Source organism: Sphingomonas sp. S1-29 (assembly GCF_026167545.1).
Classification (GTDB): domain Bacteria; phylum Pseudomonadota; class Alphaproteobacteria; order Sphingomonadales; family Sphingomonadaceae; genus Sphingomonas.
The window spans coordinates 2,975,575-2,995,924 of record NZ_CP110678.1 but is presented as its reverse complement, the minus strand read 5'-3'; the positions used below and the strand labels follow the sequence as shown (position 1 = coordinate 2,995,924).

At 67.9% G+C, this 20,350-nt stretch carries 17 protein-coding genes; 12 read left to right on the top strand and 5 right to left on the bottom strand.

Annotated elements, in window-relative coordinates:
- Positions 1–89 precede the first annotated feature (89 nt).
- Positions 90–3,062, top strand: coding sequence for a M16 family metallopeptidase (locus tag OKW76_RS14255; RefSeq protein ID WP_265549509.1), 2,973 nt, complete (start codon positions 90–92; stop codon positions 3,060–3,062).
- Between the two features lie 6 nt (positions 3,063–3,068).
- Here the strand turns inward: OKW76_RS14255 and OKW76_RS14250 are convergent, their stop codons facing one another.
- A complete protein-coding gene (locus tag OKW76_RS14250; protein WP_265549508.1) occupies positions 3,069–3,467 on the bottom strand; it encodes an endonuclease domain-containing protein in 399 nt (132 codons plus the stop codon).
- Between the two features lie 59 nt (positions 3,468–3,526).
- Positions 3,527–5,323 carry an AMP-dependent synthetase/ligase gene (locus tag OKW76_RS14245; RefSeq protein ID WP_265549507.1) on the bottom strand — a complete coding sequence of 599 codons (1,797 nt, stop codon included), beginning with the start codon at positions 5,321–5,323 and terminating at the stop codon, positions 3,527–3,529.
- 87 nt (positions 5,324–5,410) lie between these two features.
- Here OKW76_RS14245 and OKW76_RS14240 point away from each other — a divergent pair, with 87 nt between their 5' ends.
- Positions 5,411–7,180 (top strand): gamma-glutamyltransferase family protein, encoded by a 1,770-nt coding sequence (locus tag OKW76_RS14240; RefSeq protein ID WP_265549506.1) that lies wholly within the window; start codon positions 5,411–5,413, stop codon positions 7,178–7,180.
- Between the two features lie 454 nt (positions 7,181–7,634).
- On the opposite strand, the gene OKW76_RS14235 is transcribed toward OKW76_RS14240, so the two are convergent.
- Positions 7,635–8,627 (bottom strand): quinone-dependent dihydroorotate dehydrogenase, encoded by a 993-nt coding sequence (locus OKW76_RS14235; protein ID WP_265549505.1) that lies wholly within the window; start codon positions 8,625–8,627, stop codon positions 7,635–7,637.
- Positions 8,628–8,958: 331 nt separating this feature from the next.
- Between OKW76_RS14235 and OKW76_RS14230 the strand changes: the two genes are divergently transcribed.
- From OKW76_RS14230 to OKW76_RS14190, 9 genes are all read left to right on the top strand, one after another.
- The gene (locus OKW76_RS14230; protein ID WP_265549504.1) at positions 8,959–9,810 is read left to right on the top strand and encodes a helix-turn-helix domain-containing protein; all 852 of its coding nucleotides are present in this window, start codon (positions 8,959–8,961) and stop codon (positions 9,808–9,810) included.
- Positions 9,811–9,880: 70 nt separating this feature from the next.
- Positions 9,881–10,378 (top strand): RrF2 family transcriptional regulator, encoded by a 498-nt coding sequence (locus OKW76_RS14225; protein WP_265549503.1) that lies wholly within the window; start codon positions 9,881–9,883, stop codon positions 10,376–10,378.
- Positions 10,378–11,850 carry a Fe-S cluster assembly protein SufB gene (gene sufB, locus OKW76_RS14220; RefSeq protein WP_265549502.1) on the top strand — a complete coding sequence of 491 codons (1,473 nt, stop codon included), beginning with the start codon at positions 10,378–10,380 and terminating at the stop codon, positions 11,848–11,850. Before OKW76_RS14225 ends, sufB begins: the two co-directional genes overlap by 1 nt.
- 157 nt (positions 11,851–12,007) lie before the next feature.
- Positions 12,008–12,751 (top strand): Fe-S cluster assembly ATPase SufC, encoded by a 744-nt coding sequence (gene sufC / locus OKW76_RS14215; RefSeq protein ID WP_265549501.1) that lies wholly within the window; start codon positions 12,008–12,010, stop codon positions 12,749–12,751.
- Positions 12,748–13,818 (top strand): SufB/SufD family protein, encoded by a 1,071-nt coding sequence (locus OKW76_RS14210; RefSeq protein ID WP_265549500.1) that lies wholly within the window; start codon positions 12,748–12,750, stop codon positions 13,816–13,818. Before sufC ends, OKW76_RS14210 begins: the two co-directional genes overlap by 4 nt.
- 176 nt (positions 13,819–13,994) lie before the next feature.
- Entirely contained in the window at positions 13,995–15,155 is a 1,161-nt protein-coding gene (locus OKW76_RS14205; RefSeq protein WP_265552993.1) for a cysteine desulfurase, read from the top strand.
- Positions 15,152–15,640, top strand: a complete 489-nt coding sequence (locus tag OKW76_RS14200; RefSeq protein ID WP_265549499.1) for an SUF system Fe-S cluster assembly protein — start codon at positions 15,152–15,154, stop codon at positions 15,638–15,640. The genes OKW76_RS14205 and OKW76_RS14200 overlap by 4 nt, the downstream gene beginning before the upstream one ends.
- Before the next feature lie 118 nt (positions 15,641–15,758).
- Positions 15,759–16,112, top strand: a complete 354-nt coding sequence (locus OKW76_RS14195) for a HesB/IscA family protein (protein WP_265549498.1) — start codon at positions 15,759–15,761, stop codon at positions 16,110–16,112.
- A 255-nt stretch (positions 16,113–16,367) separates the two neighbouring features.
- Entirely contained in the window at positions 16,368–17,759 is a 1,392-nt protein-coding gene (locus tag OKW76_RS14190; protein ID WP_265549497.1) for an amino acid permease, read from the top strand.
- A 119-nt stretch (positions 17,760–17,878) separates the two neighbouring features.
- Here the strand turns inward: OKW76_RS14190 and OKW76_RS14185 are convergent, their stop codons facing one another.
- Entirely contained in the window at positions 17,879–18,286 is a 408-nt protein-coding gene (locus OKW76_RS14185; protein WP_256506525.1) for a DUF2147 domain-containing protein, read from the bottom strand.
- 60 nt (positions 18,287–18,346) lie between these two features.
- Between OKW76_RS14185 and OKW76_RS14180 the strand changes: the two genes are divergently transcribed.
- Positions 18,347–19,222 (top strand): S-methyl-5'-thioadenosine phosphorylase, encoded by an 876-nt coding sequence (locus OKW76_RS14180; RefSeq protein WP_265549496.1) that lies wholly within the window; start codon positions 18,347–18,349, stop codon positions 19,220–19,222.
- Between the two features lie 124 nt (positions 19,223–19,346).
- Here OKW76_RS14180 and galE read toward each other — a convergent pair whose 3' ends face one another.
- Entirely contained in the window at positions 19,347–20,342 is a 996-nt protein-coding gene (gene galE / locus OKW76_RS14175; RefSeq protein ID WP_265549495.1) for a UDP-glucose 4-epimerase GalE, read from the bottom strand.
- Between the last annotated feature and the right edge of the window lie 8 nt (positions 20,343–20,350).

Sequence of the window (20,350 nt, the reverse complement as noted above, 5' to 3'; positions counted from 1 at the left end):
TTCTCGACTTCGCTCGAAACGAACGGGGTGGCGGCCGCGCCGAACAGCCACCGCTGGTGGAAAAGCGTAAATCCCGCTACCTAGCGGCGATGCATGTAACCAAGCGTTTCCCCTTCACCGCGATCGGCGCCGCCCTGCTGCTCGTCGCGATCCCCGCCGCGAGCCAGCAGCAGCCGGCCCCCGCGCTCCAAACCGCGCCCCCAACCGCTCCAGCGGCACCCGCCCCCGCGCCGATGGTCGAAGGGCGGATCCAGACCGCCGCCGAACCCTGGCTCTACAAGGGCAGCGACATCACCCCCGATCCGGGCTGGCGCTTCGGCACGCTGCCCAACGGCGTGCGCTATGCCGTCCGCCGCAACGGCGTGCCGCCGGGCCAGGTCGCGGTGCGCGTGCGGATCGATGCCGGGTCGCTGATGGAGCAGGATAGCGAGCGCGGCTATGCGCATCTGCTCGAGCATCTGGCGTTCCGCGGCTCCGAGCACGTGCCCGACGGCGAATCGAAGCGGCTCTGGCAGCGGCTGGGCGTCACCTTCGGGTCCGACAGCAACGCCAGCACCACGCCGACGCAGACGGTGTACAAGCTCGACCTTCCCTCGGCGACGCCGCAGGGGCTCGACGAGAGCATGAAGGTGCTCGCGGGCATGATGGCGAACCCGACGATCGACGAGGCGGCGATCACCGCCGAGCGCCCCGTGGTGCTCGCCGAACAGCGCGAGCGGCTGAGCCCGCAATCGCGGCTGGGCGACAAGTCGCGCGAATTGTTCTTCGCCGGCCAGTTGCTCGCCGATCGCTCGCCGATCGGCACCACCCAGACGTTGCAAGCGGCCAACGCCGCCGCGGTCAACGCCTTCCACAAGCGCTGGTATCGCCCCGAGCGCACCGTGATCGTGATCGCGGGTGACGTCGATCCGGCGGTGTTCGAACAGCAGATCGCGAAGCATTTCGGCAGCTGGCAGGGCGTCGGCCCCGCCCCCAAAAACCCCGATTTCGGCAAGCCGACCGGCGAGCAGGGCCTCAGCGCCGCCGCGGTCGAACCCTCGCTGCCGCCGGTTGTCAGCCTGGCGATCCTGCGGCCGTGGAGCATCACCCAGGACACGATCCTGTTCAACCAGGAGCGGATGATCGACCAGATCGCGATCCGCATCATCAATCGCCGCCTCGAATCGCGCGCGCGCAGCGGCGGCAGCTTCATCACCGCGGGCGCCAATCTCGAGGATATCTCGCGTTCGGCCAACGCCACCTTGGTCCAGATCCTGCCGGTCGGCGACGATTGGGAAGCCGCGGTGCGCGACGTTCGCGCGACGATCGCCGATGCCGCAATGACCCCGCCGACCCAGGCCGAGATCGACCGCGAAGTCGCCGAGATCGACGCGATCATGAAGAACGCGGTCGATACCTCGCGGGTCGAGGCGGGCGCCATCCAGGCCGACGAGATCGTCCAAGCGGTCGACATCGCCGAGACGGTGGCGTCGAGCGAAGGCTCGCTCGCGATCTTCCGCGGCGCGGTCGAGAAGAAGTTCTTCACCCCCGCTCGCGTCCAGGCTTCGTCGAAGAAGATCTTCGCCGACGGGCTTCGCCGCGCAGTGGTCAACACCCGTGCCCCCGACGCTACGGTGCAGGCGCGGCTGGCCGCGGTGCTCGACGAGGATGTGAGCAAGCTCGCCGCGGCGCGTTCGACCGGCCCGGCGATCACCTTTAATCAGCTGCCCAAGCTCGGCCGCCCCGGCAAGGTCGCCACGCGCGCGCCGGTGCTGAACGATCCCGACATCGAAAAGGTGACCTTCACCAACGGGGTCAATCTGCTGCTGTTCCCCAACGATGCCGAGACCAACAAGATCTATGTCCGTGTCCGCTTCGGCGGCGGGCTGCGCGCCTTGCCCGCCGATCGCGTGACGCCCGCCTGGGCCGCCGATCTGGCGCTGGTGTCGTCGGGAATCGGCAAGTTCGGCCAGGAAGAGATCGACCGGCTCACCAGCGGTCGGCAGATCGGGCTGAGCTTCGCGATCGACGACGATGCCTTCATGTACGGCGCGGTGACCAGCCCCGCCGATCTCGCCGACCAGCTCAAGCTGATCGCGACCAAGATGGCGGCGCCCGGTTGGGATCCCAATCCGGTGGCGCGCGCGCGCGCGGTGATGCTGGCGGGCTATGCCGGCCTCGAATCCTCGCCCGACGGCGTGCTGAGCCGCGACCTCGAAAACCTGCTCCACGCCAAGGACCCGCGCTGGGGCGTGCCGCCGCGCGAGGCGGTCGAGCAGCTGACCCCCAAGGCCTTCCGCGCGTTCTGGGAGCCGCTGCTGGCGACCGGGCCGATCGAGGTGCAGGTCTATGGCGACGTCACCGCCGAGGCCGCGGTCACCGCGGTCGCCAATTCCTTCGGTGCGCTCAAGGCCCGCAAGCCCGCAGCGCTCGCCGGCCCGACGCCGCAATTCCCCGCGCACGATGCCAAGCCGGTGGTGCGCTATCACGAAGGCCAGCCCAACCAGGCAGCCGCAGTGATCGCATGGCCGACCGCGGGGGGCAGCGAAGCGATCACCGAGAATCGCCGCCTCGAAATCCTGGTCGCGATCTTCCGCGACCGGCTGTTCGACCAGCTGCGCAGCCAGGCGGGTGCGAGCTACACCCCCAATGTCGTCAACGACTGGCCGGTGGGGCTGCCCGGCGGCGGGCGGCTCTTCGCAATCGGCCAGATCCCGCCCGAGCAGGCCGATTTCTTCTTCAAGCTGGCGCGCGAAATCGCCGCCGACCTGGTGGCGACCCCGATCGCCGAGGACGAGCTGCGCCGCGCGGCGGTGCCGCTGGCGCAGCAGATGATCCGCATGTCGAGCGGCAACACCTTCTGGCTGCAGCAGACCGGCGGCGGCAGCTTTGATCCGCGCCGGATCGATTCGATCCGCTCGCTGCCGCAGGATCTGGGCAAGGTAACCCCCGCCGACATCCAGGCGCTGGCGGCCAAGTATCTGGTGCCGACGCGCGACTGGACGATGCTGGTGCTGCCGAGCGAGAAGGTGGTGGCAGCGGGCAAGGCCGCGGCGCCGGCAGCGGCGGCGGGCGGGCGGTAAGCCCTCTTAATCCTCCCCATTCGCAGAATGGGGAGGGGGACCAGCCAAAGGCTGGTGGAGGGGAAAGGCGCAACGCTCGCAGATGAAACGAACCACCGCGTCGAGATCGCCCATCACCTCGCGCGCAGGGATCCGCAGCGTGGCGATCCCCTGCCCCATCAGCCAGCCATCTCGGACCGCATCACGCGCCGGGTTGTCGCCCATATCGTGCGCCATCCCATCGACCTCGATCGCGAGCCTCGCGGCGGGACAGTAAAAATCGAGCACATACGCCCCGATCGGATGCTGGCGGCGAAACTTGCGCCCGGCAGGCGAAGTTCGCAGCACCGCCCATAGACGGACTTCGGGGGCGGTCATCTGCCGCCGCAGCCGCCTCGCGCGTTCCACCGTTGCCCGCGCTACCATTTCCCCTCCACCAGCCTTTGGCTGGTCCCCCTCCCCATCTTCGATGGGGAGGATAGAACTCACCCCTTGTACAGCGCGTCCAACCTCGCCCCATATACCCCGCGCAACACATGCCGGCGGATCTTCAAGCTCGGCGTCAGCTGCTCGTTCTCGATCGTGAAGGGTTCGTCGGCGATGATGAAGCGGCGGACGCGTTCGATCTGCGACAAATCCTTGTTCACCCGCTCGACCGCGGCGCCAAGCGCAGTGCGAAAGGCGTGGTTCTCGCCCAGCGCCTTGAAATTGCACCCCGCCGCCGACCTGGCGCAATAGGACTGCACCCAGTCGGGATCGGGCACCAGCACCGCGACCATATAGGGCCGGCGATCGCCCGCGATCATCGCCTGGACGATCTCGGGCTGGAGCGTCAGCATCCCCTCGACCTTTTGCGGGGCGATATTGTCGCCCTTGTCGTTGACGATGATGTCCTTCTTGCGGTCGGTGATCCGGATCCGCCCGGCTTCGTCGATCAGCCCGATATCGCCGGTATGCAGCCAGCCGTCCTTGAGCACGCGCGCGGTTTCGGCGTCGTTGCGCCAATAGCCGTGCATCACCAGCTCGCCGCGCACCAGTATCTCGCCATCCTCGGCGATCCGCACCTCGACCCCCAGCATCGGCGGCCCGACGCTGTCCATCCGGATCCCCGCCGACGGACGGTTGCACGCGATCACCGGCCCCGCCTCGGTCTGGCCATAGCCCTGCAGGAACGACAGCCCGAGCGATTCGAAGAACAACCCCACCTCGGGGGTCAACGGCGCGCCGCCACTCACCATCGCCTTGATCCGCCCGCCAAAGCGCTTGGCGATCTTGGGCTTCAGCAGCGCGCCGACCAGCGCATTCATCGGCTGGTCGAGCAGCCCGATCCGCCCGGCGGCGGCGCGCTTGGCACCCAGCGCCACCGCGCGATCGAGCAGATAGGTCGAGACCTTGCCCTGTTTCTCGACCGTCTTGGTGATCCGCGCGCGCAACACTTCGAACAATCGCGGCACCACCACCATGATCGTCGGGCGCGTCTCCTCGATGTTCGAGGCGAGCTTGTCGAGCCCTTCGGAATAATAGATCTGCCCGCCCAGCGCGATCGGGAAATGCTGGCCGGCGGTGTGCTCATAGGCGTGGCTGAGCGGCAGGAACGACAGGAACACCTCGTCCCCCCAGCCGAAATCGCTGCTGATGATATCGGTGGTGCCGGCGATATTGTGGAGGATCGCGCCGTGATGCTGCATCACCCCACGCGGGCTGCCGCCGGTGCCGCTGGTGTAGATGATGCAGGCCAGATCGGCACGCGCGAAGGTCGCCTGCGCCTCGGCGGTCGCGGGGTCGGTCGGATGGTCGGCGATCAAGCGATGCCAGCTATGAAAGTCGATCGCGCCGGGCTGGCTGGCGCGCACGTCCTCGATGCCGATGACGAATTCGGCGCCCCCCGCCTGCAGCGCGGCGGGCAGCAGTGTCCGGGCGAGCTTCGCGCTCGACACGATGATCGCGCGCGCGCCCGAATTGTCGATGATGTGCTGGTGGTCGCGCTCGGTGTTGGTGATGTAGGTCGGCACCGTCACGCAGCCCGCCGCCATGATCGCCAGGTCGCTGATGCACCATTCGGGGCGGTTTTCGCTGACCAGCATCACCCGGTCGCCCGGCACCAGCCCGATCGCCCTGAGCCCCGCCGCCAGGCTCGCCACCTGCCGCGCCGCCTCGGCCCAGCTGGTCGATACCCAGCTGCCGCGCTGCTTGGCCCATAGGAACGGCTTGTCGCCCTGCTCGCGCGCGCGCGTGAAGAACATCGCGACGAGGTTCGGAAAATGTTCGAGTTGCCGTGCCATGCGCTCTCCTCGCCGCAGGGTGTAGATTGCGCCGCGCGCAAGCGCCAGCATGGACGCGCTGCCGATCGCTGGTTAAGCCGTGTTTCCATGACATCGCCCCTCCGGTCGCCGGCCCGCTCGCTCACCCTTTCGCTGCTGGCGCTCGCCGCGCTTGCTTCCTGCGCCAGGCCCGCTCCCGCGCCGCCCGCGGCAGCGCCCGCCCCGCCGCCCGCCGCGGCTGCGGCAGCGCCCGCCGCCTCGCAAATGTTCGTCGTCGCGGCGAACCCGCTGGCGAGCGAAGCCGGGATGGCGGTGCTGCGGCGCGGCGGCAGCGCGGTCGATGCGGCGATCGCGGTCCAGGCGATGCTGTCGCTGGTCGAGCCGCAAAGCTCAGGCATCGGCGGCGGCGCGTTCCTGAACTATTTCAACGCCGCGACGGGCAAGGCCGAAATTTACGACGGCCGCGAAACCGCGCCGGCGGGGGCGAGCCCCGACATGTTCATCGGCGATACCGGCAAGCCACTGGGCTATCCCGCAGCCGTCACGAGCGGCCGCGCGACCGGCGTTCCCGGCGTCGTGCGGATGCTCAAGCTCGCGCACGAAGAACATGGCAGCCTCGAATGGCGAACCCTGTTCGGCGATGCCGAACGGACCGCGCGCGACGGCTTCATCGTCAGCCCGCGGCTGGGCCGCTTCCTCACGCGCAGCTTCCCCCAGCTCGCCAGCCCCGACGCGCAGGCCTATTTCGCCGAGGCCGACGGCAGCCTGGTCGATGTCGGTGACCGGCTGAAGAACCCCGCTTATTCCGCCTTCCTCGCGCGCCTCGCCGCCCAGGGGCCCGACGCGCTCTATGCCGGCCCGACCGCGCAGGCGATCGTCGCGCGCACCAACGCCGCGCCGCTCGGCGGCACGATGACGCTCGCCGATCTCACCGCCTATCGCCCGGTCAAGCGCGAGCCCTTGTGCCGCGATTGGCGCGTCTATCTGGTCTGCGTGCCGCCGCCGCCGTCGAGCGGCGTGGGCATGCTGCAATTGCTGCTGATGCTCGAGCGCACCGACATCGCCAGCCGCAATGCGCAGGATCCACAGGCGTGGTTCCTCTTCGCCGAGGCGAGCCGGATCATGTACGCCGATCGCGACCGCTATGTCGGCGATCCGTTGACGGGAACCGTCCCGGTCGAAGGGCTGCTCGCCCCCGACTATATCGCACGCCGCGCGGCGTTGATCGGCACGGTCGCGGGCGCGCCGCCGGCTGCCGGCACCCCGGCAGGCGCGGTGGTCGCCGCCGCCGACACCACCGCCGAGCCCGCGGGCACGTCGCACTTCATCGTCGGCGATTCGAAGGGCAATGTCGTGTCGATGACCACCACGGTCGAATCGATCTTCGGCACCGGGCGGATGGTCGATGGCTTTTTCCTCAACAACCAGATGACCGACTTCGCCTTCTCGCCGCGCGACGCGCAGGGCCGCGCGGCGGTGAACGCCGTCGCGCCGGGCAAGCGCCCGCGCTCGTCGATGACGCCGCTGGTGATGATCGACCGGCAGGGCCGCTTCGCCGGCGCGCTCGGCTCGGCGGGCGGCAATGCGATCTTGGCTTATGTCGGCAAATCGATGATCGGCGCGGTCGATTGGGGCCTGCCGATGCAGCAGGCGCTGGCACTCCCCAACGTCGTCGCGCGCGGCGACAATTTCGGCGGCGAAGTCACCCGCTTCTCGCCGCAAATCCTCGAAGCGCTGGCGGCGCGCGGCATGAAGATCGAGCCCGGCCAGGGCGAGGATTCGGGGCTGCACGGCGTCATCGTGCGCGATGGCCGGATCGACGGCGGCTACGACCCCCGCCGCGAAGGGCGGGTGCTGGTGGAAGCTGGGCGGCGGTAGGGGGCGGCACACAACACTATGAAGGCGGCTAACGGGCCAGCATTTCCTCGTCACCCCGGACTTGTTCCGGGGTCTGCCGTGCCACGGATGATGCCGCCGATGAATGAGCGCGACCCTGCGTCTTCGGTCCTCCATCGATATCTGTAGCACCCGGCGGCTCGGTGGACCCCGGATCAAGTCCGAGGTGACGATCGGGGACCGTCCGCTTTCCGCCACTTCCCGCGGTTCTCTCGACCAGCCGGGCACGATCACGACGCCGCCTACCAAACCCCGCTGTCCTACAAGCCCCCGCTTTGATACCCATGCCGCATGAACACGCTTCCCTCATCCTCGCCCGCATGGCGTTTCATGCCGCGGAAAGGGCGAATCTGGGGGGGACGTAGTGTAGCTTTTGTAGCTTTCCGAGCCCCGGAAGCCACCAAGCCAGCCATGCACGACACCAATCCCCGGCTTCCTACCCAGCCAACCCGCGCACGATTCGCGCCGCCAGCCCCGGCCCTTCATAGACCAGCGCCGAATACAGCTGCACCAAGCTCGCCCCCGCCGCCAGCCGCAGCGCGGCTTCCTCGGGCGAATCGATGCCGCCGACCGAGATCAGCGGCAGCTGCCCGCCGGTGGCCTCGCGCACCTCGGCCAGCTTGGCGCGCGCCAGATCGCGCAAGGGCGCACCCGACAGGCCACCCGCCTCCCCCGCATTCGCCGAGCGCAGCGAAGCCGGCCGGCTGATCGTCGTGTTCGACACGATCAGCGCGTCGACCCCGTGATCGATCGCCGCGCGCGCCACCACGTCGAGCGCGGCGCGGTCGAGGTCGGGGGCGATCTTCAGGAACAGCGGTACGCGCTTGCCCCCGGTCACCCGCGCCGCGTTGCTCGCCGCGAGCAATTCGCCGAGCGCGGGCTGCGATTGCAGGTCGCGGAGCCCCGGCGTGTTGGGCGAGCTGATATTGATCGTCACATAATCGGCGAGCGTTGCCGCCTTGGCCACGCCGATCGCGTAATCGCCCACGCGATCGACCGACTCCTTGTTCGCACCGACATTGATCCCGAGCACGCCGCGCCGCCTTGCCTTGGCGATCCGCGCCAGTGCCGCGTCGATCCCGCCATTGTTGAAGCCCATGCGGTTCACCACCGCACGATCCTCGACCAGCCGGAACAGGCGCGGCTTGGGGTTGCCCGGCTGCGCGACCGGGGTGAGCGTCCCCACCTCGACCGCGCCGAAGCCCAATGCGAAGAAGCCGTCGATCGCCTCGGCATTCTTGTCGACCCCCGCCGCCAGTCCCACCGGGTTGGCGAAGCGCAGCCCCGCGACGGTCACCGGCGCCGTCGGCAGCCGCGGGGCGAGCGGCGTTCCTGCCCTCCCCCAGGCCGCAAGCGCGTCGATCGTCAGGCCATGCGCGCGTTCGGCGTCGAGCGCGAACAGCGCGGCGCGGGGGAAGGGAATTGCCATGCCAAGCGCTTTGGCAGCGCGCACCTGCCGCGTCAAAGCGGGGGCCGCCGCCGATCCCTCGAACCGAACAAAGTTGCGCCATGTTGCCGGATGTCGATTCCATCCAAGACCCCGGCATCGCTCGCGGGTAACGAAACAACGCGACCCAAGGGGCTCCTTCGAACAGGGGGAGCTTTATCTCGGCGGCCCGGATGCGAAAGCGTTCGGGCCGTCTTTTTTGGTGGGCGCGGGCGGCAATGCGGGGAGCTTCCCACGGAGTAACGAACGGTTTACCGTGTGTGCGGGGCTCTTCGGCGGAAAACGGCCGGGTTGCGCATGGGGGAATAGGGTCGTGGAATTGCGTTTCGCATCGCCGTCGCCCGATTTGTCGGCGCTCGTGACGACCTATTATCTCTACCGCAGCGACGATCGGCTGATCGAGGGGATCGAGCGTGCCGATGTCGGCCAGATCCGCTTCATGCTTCGGGGAACCGGTGCGCTGCGCTTCGCCGATGGGCATCAGGATGCCGCGCCGCCGATCATGATCAACGGCCCCGGCACCGGCGCCGCCGCCTATCGCGTCGACGGGCCGTTCCACTGTTTCGGCATCGCGCTGCGCCCGGTGGGCTGGTGCGCGATCATCCAGCAGCCGGCGCATCATTGCGCCGACCGCGTCACCGATGGCGGCGCGATCTTCGGCGAGGAAGGGCTGACGCTGCTCGAATCGCTGCGGCGGATGGACAGCATCGAAGCGATGACCGCGCATGTCGAACCGTTCCTGCGCGACCGCGCGCGCCCCGTCCCCGCCGAGCACCAGCAGGTGTGCGAGGCGGTGCGCGCCTGGCTTGCCGCCACCGACGCCTCGCCGCAGGTGGCGACGCTGTTCGACGCGATCCCGCTGTCGTCGCGCCATGTAATCCGGCTGGTGAACCAATATTTCGGCGCGCCGCCCAAACTGCTCGAGCGCAAGTTCCGCGCACTGCGCGCCGCGACCGCTTTGGTCGAGGGCGGCGACCCGCGCGACGTCGCCGCGCCCTTCTACGACCAGTCGCACATGATCCGCGAGATTCGGCACTTCACCGGGCACACCCCGGGGACGATCGCGACGCGGATGGACCCGGTGCTCGCGTTGACGCTGCAAGCGACCGCCTATGGCGAGCTCGACCAACCCGATACCGCCGAAAAGTCGCGCAACGTCGCGTGAAGCCGGGTTGACCCGCCGCGCAGGCACCCCCAAATAGCAATCGGACCAAAAGGGTCCGATTAGGAAATTCATGCGTCTTTCTGCCCAAGCCGACTATGCCGTCGTGATGATGAGCGCCGCTGCGCGCCATTGCGGTGCTGCAGGACGGCTGAACGCCACGCTACTCGCGAGCGAGACCGGGCTGCCGCTGCCGACGGTGCAAAAGCTCGTCAGCCGGCTGTCGGCAGCGGGGCTGATCGAGAGCACGCGCGGCACCGGCGGCGGCTTTCGCCTGTCGCGTCCGCCCGCCGCGATCACGCTCGCCGACATCGTCGAGGCGATCGAGGGGCCGATCACCCTCACCTCGTGCGTCGACCACGGCGCGCATGATTGCGCCGCCGAAGCCAGCTGCAACGTCAAGCCGCACTGGAACGCGGTCAACGGTGCGGTCCGCGGCGCGCTGGCGGGGGTCACGCTCTCGAGCCTGTCGTCGCCACCCCTCCTAGCGCGCGAGCTTGCCGCCGCGATCCCCGATATTTCCTCCCCTAGCCCTTCCCCTGCGCGGGAAGGGGACAAGGTGCTTATCTAATGGCTACCAAGAACGCCGAAGCCCATGCAGCGGTGAACCGCGAATATGAATGGGGCTTCCATTCGGACATCGAACAGGAATTCGCGCCCAAGGGGCTGACCGAGGATACGGTCCGCTTCATCAGCGCCAAGAAAGGCGAGCCGCAATGGATGCTCGACTGGCGGCTGAAGGCGTTTGCGATGTGGCAGACGATGGAGGCACCCGATTGGGCCAAGCTGGAAATCGACCCGATCGATTATCAGGACGCCTATTATTACGCCGAGCCCAAGGCCAAGCCGAAGCTGGGTTCGCTCGACGAGGTCGATCCCGAAATCCTGCGCGTCTATGAAAAGCTGGGCATTCCGATCGAGGAGCAAAAGCTGCTCGCGGGCGTAGAGGGTGCCGAAATGCCGCGCCGCGTCGCGGTCGATGCGGTGTTCGACAGTGTCTCGGTCGCCACCACCTTCCGCAAGGAGCTCGAAGCCGCCGGCGTCATCTTCCGGTCGATCAGCGAAGCGATCAAAGAATATCCCGATCTCGTCCGCAAATGGATGGGCAAGGTCGTGCCGATGCGCGACAATTATTTCGCGACGCTCAACTGCGCGGTCTTTTCCGACGGTACCTTCGTTTACATTCCTGAAGGCGTTCGCTGCCCGATGGAATTGAGCACCTATTTCCGCATCAACGCCGAAAATACCGGCCAGTTCGAACGCACGCTGATCATCGCCGACAAGGGCAGCTATGTCAGCTATCTCGAAGGTTGCACCGCGCCGATGCGCGATGAAAATCAGCTTCACGCCGCGGTGGTCGAACTGGTGATCCTCGACGACGCCGAGATCAAATATTCGACCGTCCAGAACTGGTATCCCGGCGACGAGAACGGCAAGGGCGGCATCTACAATTTCGTCACCAAGCGCGCGCTGTGCCAGGGCAAGAACAGCAAGGTGTCGTGGACCCAGGTCGAAACCGGCAGCGCCGTGACCTGGAAATACCCGTCCTGCGTGCTCAACGGCGAGAACAGCGTCGGCGAATTCTATTCGGTCGCGGTCACCAACAACCGCCAGCAGGCCGATACCGGCACCAAGATGATCCACAACGGCAAGGGCAGCCGATCGACGATCGTGTCGAAGGGCATTTCGGCAGGCCGCAGCGACAACACCTATCGCGGGCTGGTGCGCGTCGCGCCGAATGCTGAAGGCGTGCGCAACTTCACCCAGTGCGATTCGCTGCTGCTGGGCGACCAGTGCGGCGCGCATACCGTGCCGTATATCGAGGTGCGAAACCCGTCGGCGCAGATCGAGCATGAGGCCACGACCTCGAAGATCTCCGAGGACCAGATGTTCTACGCGATGCAGCGCGGGCTTGATGCCGAGAGCGCGGTGGCGTTGATCGTCAACGGCTTCGCCAAGGAAGTCCTTCAGCAACTGCCGATGGAATTCGCGGTCGAGGCGCAGAAGCTGCTGGGGATCAGCCTTGAGGGTTCGGTCGGATGATCACCCTCCCCCGCCGTCACCCCGGCCTTGTGCCGGGGTCCACCGCGCCCCGAACGTCAGCGCCGGTGGAGCCGTGGACCCCGGCACAAGGCCGGGGTGACGACGTCTCGACTATCGCCACCCGCGCCCCCTGCCCGCTGCAAACCGAGTTTATCTAATGCTGCAAATCACCAACCTTCACGCCGAAATCGACGGCAAGCCGATCCTCAAGGGTCTGTCGCTCAGCATCAATGCGGGCGAAGTCCATGCGATCATGGGCCCCAACGGCGCGGGCAAATCGACGCTCGGCTACGTCCTTGGCGGTCGCCCCGGCTATGACGTCACCGAAGGGTCGGTCAGCTTCGACGGTACCGACCTGCTCGAACTCGAACCGCATGAGCGCGCCGCCGCCGGGCTGTTCCTGGGCTTCCAATATCCGGTCGAAATCCCCGGCATCTCGAACGTCCAATTCCTGCGCGAAAGCCTCAATGCGCAGCGCAAGGGCCGCGGCGAGCCGCCACTGTCGGGGGCTGAGTTCCTGAAGGTCGCCCGCGCGCAGGCCGATGCGCTCGGCATGGACTACGACATGCTCAAGCGGCCGGTGAATGTCGGCTTTTCGGGCGGCGAGAAGAAGCGCAACGAGATGGTGCAGATGGGGATCATCAACCCCAAGCTCGCGATCCTCGACGAGACCGACAGCGGGCTCGACATCGACGCGCTGCGCATCGTCGGCGACGGCATCAACCGCATCATGCGCGCCCCCGACAAGGCGGTGATCCTGATCACCCACTACCAGCGCCTGCTCGAATATGTGGAGCCCGATTTCGTCCACGTCCTCGCCGACGGGCGGATCACCCGCACCGGCGGCCCCGAGCTTGCGATCGAGCTCGAGCGCGAAGGCTATGGGGCGATCGCCGCGTGAGCCTCACCCTTCCCTCTCGCCGTGACGAAGCGTGGCGCTGGGCCGATCTCGACGCGCTCCAGGCGGCGCGTTCGGCACCGGCCACGCCCGTACCGACTCCGCCGTTCCTCGATCTCGATGGCGCGCGGCTGGTGTTCGTCGATGGCGTGTTCGATGTCGCCGCCAGCGACACGCGCGGCGTCGTGGTCGAGCCGATCGCACCGGTCACCGAACACCCCTTGGGCAAGCACACCGCCGGCACCGGCTGGTCGCTGACGCTGGGGCCGCAACAGGCCGAAACCTGCGTCCAGATCGTCCATGTCGGCACCGGCGGCGAAAGCCATGTGCCCGGGCGGATCATCCTGGCCGCCGATGCCGTCGCCAGCATCGTCGAAACCTATGTCGGCACCGGCTGGGCCAACCGGCTGACCACGATCGGTCTCGCCGAAGGCGCGCGGCTGATGCGATCGGTGCGGATCCTGCAAAGCGCGGGCTTCGTGTCGCTGCGCGAGGAAGCGACGATCGGCAAGGCCGCGAGCCTGGTCAGCGTGTTCCTGGGTGCCGGCGGGATGGCCAGCCGGGTCGACGGCACATTGCGCGTCGTCGGCGATGGCGGCTTCGCCGAAATGGGCGGCGCATTGCTGACCCGCGGCGAGCAGCGGCAGGAATGCGCGGTCACCGTCCGGCACGAGGCGCTGCACGGCACCAGCAACCAGACCTGGCGCGCGGTCGCCGCCGATCGCTCGGCCGCCAGCCTTGCCGCGCGCGTCGACGTCGCGCGCGGCGCGCAGAAGACCGATGGCGTCCAGTCGCTGCGCGGGTTGCTGCTCGATCGCACCGCGACGATCAACCTGAAGCCCGAACTCGAAATCTTCGCCGACGATGTGAAGTGCGCGCACGGCGCGACGGTGGGCGAGCTCGACCGCAACGCGATGTTCTACCTGCAATCGCGCGGGATACCGTTGCTGCGCGCAAGGGCATTGATGACCCGCGCCTTCGTCGCCGATGCGATCGACCGGATCGGCGAAGACGCGGTGCGCGATGCCTTCGCGGCGGACGCCGATGCGTGGCTGGAGGGGGCGGCGTGAAGATAGACATCGCCAATCCCCCTCTCCCGCCTGCGGGAGAGGGCCGGGGTGAGGGTCTGTCCGCCAGCGCCGCCCCAGCCAATCCAGTCCCTCACCCTTCCGCCGCTTCGCGGCTCCCTCCCTCTCCCGCAAGCGGGAGAGGGGATCCGCTCGACCACGTCGCCGACTTCCCCGCCATCCCCGCCGGCTGGGCGTATCTCGACACCGCCGCGACCGCGCAAAAGCCGCAGGTCGTGATCGACGCGATCACCCGCGGCTACGACACGACCTACGCCACCGTCCATCGCGGCGTGTACCAGCGCTCGGCCGACATGACGCTCGCCTACGAAGCCGCGCGCGAACGCGTCGCGCGCTTCATCGGCGCCGCCAGCCCCAACGAATGCGTCTTCGTGCGCGGCGCGACCGAGGGGATCAACCTGGTCGCGCAATGCTGGGCCGCGACTCAGCTCAAGGCCGGCGATCGCATCCTGTTGTCGCTGCTCGAGCATCATTCCAACATCGTGCCGTGGCAGATGGTCGCCGAGCGGATGGGCGTCGGCATCGACGTCATCCCGCTCACCGCCGATCACGCGATCGACCTCGACGCGATGGCGGCGATGATCCGGCCCGAGCACAAACTGGTCGCGCTCGCACATGTCTCGAACGTCACCGGCGCGGTGCTCGATGCGCGCCGCGCCGCCGACATCGCCCACCGCAACGGCGCGCGGCTGCTGCTCGACGGTTGCCAGGCGGTGGCGCGGATCGCGGTCGACGTCGAGGCGCTCGGTTGCGACTTCTACGTCTTCTCGGGCCACAAGCTCTACGGCCCGACCGGCATCGGCGTGCTGTGGGGGCGCGCCGAATTGCTCGAGGCGATGCCCCCCTATCAGGGCGGCGGCGCGATGATCGACAAGGTGTCGTTCGAACGCACCACCTATGCCCCCCCGCCCGCGCGGTTCGAGGCGGGGACGCCGCACATCGTCGGCGTGCTCGGGCTGCGCACCGCGATCGACTATGTCGACGGCATCGGGCTCGGCGCGATCCACGCGCACGAAACCGCATTGGTGCACGCCGCGCGCGAGGCGCTGCGCGGCTTCAATTCGGTCACCTTGTACGGGCCCGAGGAATCGGCAGGGATCGTCAGCTTCGCGATCGAAGGGGTACACCCGCACGACATCGGCACCATATTGGACGAGGGTCACGTGGCGATCCGCGCCGGCCATCACTGCGCGCAGCCGCTGATGGATGCGCTGGGAATCCCCGCTACCGCCCGCGCCAGCTTCGGCGTGTATAACAGCCCGGGGGACGTCGAGGCGTTCGCCCGCGGCATCGAACGAGTGACGAGGATTTTCGGATGAGCGATCGGATTGCGATCGAGGAAGTCGATGCGGTGCAACCGCCGGCGCGCGCGCGGGTCGATATCGACGCGCCTGCTGCACCCACCCCGCGCGAGGCCACCCCACGCGAGGAGCGCTCGCGCGACTATCTCGACGGGTTCCTGGCGCAAAAGCCCGTCGAGGCGGGCGCGGGCGAGCCCGGCGGCGACGTCTATGAGGCGATCATCGCCGCGCTGAAGGACATTTTCGACCCCGAGATCCCGGTCAACATCTATGATCTCGGGCTGATCTACGGCGTCGAGGTGACCGACGACGGCCATGCGGTGGTGACGATGACGCTCACCACCCCGCATTGCCCGGTCGCCGAATCGATGCCGATGGAAGTCGAATTGCGCGTCGGCGCGGTGCCCGGGGTTGGCCATGCAGAGGTCAATCTGATCTGGGATCCGCCTTGGGACCCGCAGAAGATGAGCGACGACGCGAAGCTAGAATTGGGAATGCTGTAACGAGTCCCCCTCCCGCTTGCGGGAGGGGTTAGGGGTGGGCCGAGTCTCACCGAGTACGCGATATGTGGATAGCCCCACCCCCGGCCCCTCCCGCAAGCGGGAGGGGGGAGAGTTCGAAATGACCACCACCACCCGCCAACGCCCGCAAGCGATCCTGCTCACCCCCGCCGCCGAAGCGCGCGTCGCCGCGCTGATGGCGCGCGCCCCCGCCGACGCGATCGGGGTGAAGCTTTCGACCCCGCGCCGCGGTTGCTCGGGGCTCGCCTATTCGGTCGACTATGTCACCGCCGCCAACCCGATGGACGAGCGGATCGAGACCGCTGGCGGCAGCTTCTTCGTCGACGGCGGATCGGTGCTGTACCTGATCGGCAGCACGATGGACTGGGTCGAGGACGACTTCACCGCCGGCTTCGTGTTCACCAACCCCAACGCCAAGGGCGCCTGCGGCTGCGGCGAGAGCTTTACGGTTTAACTTCTACTCCCCTCCCTGAACGAGCATCGGGTCGGTCATGCCCCCGGCATGACCTAAACAGCGCGGGGCGCTGTTCACCCGATGCTGGGTTGGGGGTGGGTCGAGTGCTCGCGGTACGGCGGCCCGCAGCTCAGGCGGGTCCGTACCACCAAGACCCTACCCACCCCTAGCCCCTCCCTTCCAGGGAGGGGGACCCCCTTGCATCGCGCGGCGACCTCTGTTCCTAAGCCCCAAAGCCAAGAAACGGGGAGCAACATGCACGGTATCTTCAGGCGCAAGGCGATCGACGCCAGCGATCGCGGCGCGGGACAGACGCTGACGCCGACGCTGTCGTGGCCGCATCTGATGGCGCTGGGCGTCGGCGCGATCGTCGGCACCGGCATCCTGACGCTGATCGGCGTCGGCGCCGATCGCGCCGGCCCCGCGGTGATCCTGTCCTTCGTAATCGCCGGCGGAATCTGTGCCTGCGCCGCGCTCGCCTATGCCGAGATGGCGACGATGATGCCCGCATCGGGCGCCGCCTATTCGTACAGCTACGCCGTGCTCGGCGAGATCATCGCCTGGGTCGTCGGCTGGAGCCTGATCCTCGAATATTCGCTGGTCGTCTCGACCGTCGCGGTCGGCTGGTCGGGCTATGCCGCGCCCTTGCTCACCAGCATCGGCTTTCCTGCGATGCTGACGCAAGGCCCCGAGCTGGGCGGCTTGGTCAACGTGCCCGCGATCGGCATCATCGGCATCGTCGCGGCGCTGCTGATCTTCGGCACGCGCGAATCGGCGACGCTCAACGCGGTACTCGTCGCGGTGAAGCTGATCGCGCTCACCGTGTTCGTCGTCGTCACGCTGCCCTATTTCAACGCCGCCAATCTCGAACCCTTCATGCCCTATGGCTTCCCCAAATCGGTCGACGCCGCGGGTGCCGAGCGCGGGGTGATGGCGGCGGCGGCGATCATCTTCTTCGCCTTCTACGGCTTCGACGCGATCTCGACCGCGGCCGAGGAAACCAAGAACCCCGCGCGCGATCTGGCGATCGGCATCGTCGGGTCGATGGTCGCGTGCATCATCATCTACATGCTCGTCGCGGTCGCCGCGGTGGGAGCGGTTTCCTATACCGCCTTCGCCAATTCGGCCGAGCCGCTCGCGCTGGTGCTGCGCGAACTCGATCAGCCCGCAGCAGCGACCTTCCTCGCGGTGTCGGCGGTGATCGCGCTGCCGACGGTGCTGCTGGCGTTCCTGTTCGGCCAGAGCCGGATCTTCTTCACGATGGCGCGCGACGGACTGCTGCCGCGCAGCCTCGCCAAGATCTCGTCGCGCGGATCGCCGGTGCGGATCACGATCTTCACCGCGATCATCGTCGCGATCATCGCCGGTGTGCTGCCGATCGACCAGATCGCCGCGCTCGCCAATGCCGGCACGCTGGCGGCCTTTATCGCGGTATCGGTGTGCATGCTGGTACTCCGCCGCCGCGCACCCAACGCCGAACGCCGCTTCCGCGCGCCGCTGGCGTGGGTGGTCGGGCCCGCAGCGATCCTGGGCTGCCTGTATCTGTTCTTCAGCCTGCCCAGCCAGACCCAATTCTGGTTCCTGCTGTGGAATATCGGCGGGCTGGCGGTGTATTTCGGCTATGCGCGCAAGAACGCGGCGGATTGAGCGAGAGAGGGCGCGTGCACCGGCCCCCTCCCCCGTTCGTTTCGAGCGAAGTCGAGAAACGATACCAGGCGCTGCGCTGCGGTTTCTCGACTACGCTCGGAACGAACGGAGGCCGTGATCTACCGCAACCGCGTCCATTCCTGGGTGCGACAGAAAACCGCGATACATCCCTTTACCGCCAGCTTGTCGCCGCTCGCGCGCACCGTCGATCGATAGCTTCGCCCCGATTTGGGGTCGTAGATCGTCCCGCGCCATTCCTTGCCGCCGTCGATAAAGCCGCTCAGAATCGTCGTGCCCAGCAGCGGCCGGTTGCGCAGCGCTTCGTCCGGATTGTTGACGTCGGTAGTCGGCGCGCCCGGCGTCGGCTTCACGATCCGCGCCAGCTTGCCGCAAATCGCGCCACCGCAGCGTTCGATCGCCACCACGCCTTCGCCGCCCTGCGTCACCCAGCGCCCGGTGATAGGGTCGGCGGCGAGCGCCGGGGCGGAGATCGCGATGCACGCGATGAACAGGGCTTTGCGGATCATGGCGCCTATCCGTAAGGCGCAGACACGCGACCGACAATGGGCGCGCGCAGGAGGACGCATATGGCGGGCTGGACGATCGGGATCATCGGCGGGTCGGGGCTGTACGATGTCGAGGGGGTCGAGGACGGTCGCTGGGTCGAGGTCGACACGCCTTGGGGCCGCCCTTCGGACGCGCTGTACCAGGGGCGGATGGGCGAGGTAGGCGTCGTCTTCCTCCCCCGCCACGGACGCGGCCACCGGATCGCGCCGTCGGACCTCAACGCGCGCGCCAATATCGACGCGCTCAAGCGGCTGGGCGTCACCGACGTGCTCGCGATCTCGTCGGTCGGCAGCCTGGCCGAGGAACGCGCGCCGGGCACCTTCACCATCGTCGACCAGTTCGTCGATCGCACCAAGGGGCGCCCGTCGAGCTTCTTCGGCACCGGCATGGTCGCGCATGTCTCGATGGCCGACCCCGTGTGCCCGCGCCTGTCGGCGCTCGCCGCCGACGCCGCGCGCGCGGGCGGCGCGGTGACGCATGCCGGCGGCACCTACCTCGCGATGGAAGGCCCGCAATTCTCGACCCGCGCCGAGAGCAACCTGTATCGCTTATGGGGCTGCGACGTCATCGGCATGACCGCGATGCCCGAAGCCAAGCTCGCGCGCGAGGCCGAGCTTCCCTATGCGCTGGTCGGCATGGTCACCGATTATGATTGCTGGCGCGAGGGCGAGGAAGCCGTCGATGTCGCGCAGGTGATCGCCCAGCTGACCGACAACGCCGCCAAGGCGCGGGCGTTGGTGGTGGCGTTGCTCAAGGGCTTGCCGGCGCAGCGGCCCGCGTCGCCGATCGATACCTGCCTCGACGCCGCGCTGATCACCGCGCCCCACGCGCGCGATCCGGCGCTGCTGGCGAAGCTCGATGCGGTGGCGGGCCGGGTGCTCTTCTCTCCTCCCTGAAAGGGAGGGGTCGGGGGTGGGTCGAGTGCTCGCGATACGGATGCCTAAAATGGCCGGGCTACCGTACCGCCAAGCCCCTACCCACCCCCAGCCCCTCCCTTCCAGGGAGGGGAGTTGGCGCGTCCTACCCCCGCTCCGCCAACTTCCGCTCCCACGCCAGCGCATCGCGCACGATCCCGTCGAGATCGTCATGCTTGGGCCGCCACGGCAGCGCCGCCAGGATCGCGGCATTGTCCGCCACCAGCGCGTCGGGATCGCCCGCGCGCCGCCCCTCGAGCCGCCGCTCGATCGTCACATTGGTCACCCGGTCAACCGCATTGAGCACCTCGAGCACCGAATAACCGCGCCCATAACCCGCGTTCAGCGTGTGGCTCTCGGCGGGCTTGGCCACCAGCAGCGCCAGCGCCTCGACATGCGCGGCGGCCAGGTCGGTTACATGGATATAGTCGCGCACCCCGGTGCCGTCGGGGGTCGCGAAATCGGTGCCGAACACCGACACATGCCCGCGCTTACCCGTCGCCGCCTCGACCGCGACCTTGATCAGGTGCGTCGCACCCGCGGTCGACTGGCCCGAGCGCCCCTGCGGATCGGCACCCGCGACATTGAAATAGCGCAGCGCCGCATAGTTCATCGGATGCGCGGCAGCGACGTCGGCGAGCATCGCCTCGGTCATCAGCTTCGACATGCCATAGGGGTTGATCGGCAGCTTGGGGCTGTCCTCGCGCACCGGCACGACTTCAGGAATGCCATAGGTCGCCGCGGTCGACGAGAAGATGAAATGCTTCACCCCCGACACGACCGCGCTCTCGATCAGGCTGCGCGAGGCGGCAGTGTTGTTGCGATAATATTTGAGCGGGTCGGTCACCGATTCGGGCACCACCACCGATCCGGCGAAGTGCATGATCGCGCCGACGCCGTGCTCGGCGATCGCGCCGCGCACCGCGGCCTCGTCCTCGATATTGGCGCGCACCAAGGTCGCGCGCGGATCGACCGCCCAGTCGAACCCGGTCACCAGATTGTCGACCACCACCACGCGCCAGCCGGCATCGAGCAACGCCAGCACCGCATGGCTGCCGATATAGCCCGCCCCGCCCGTCACCAGCACGCTGAAATCGCTCATTGTATACT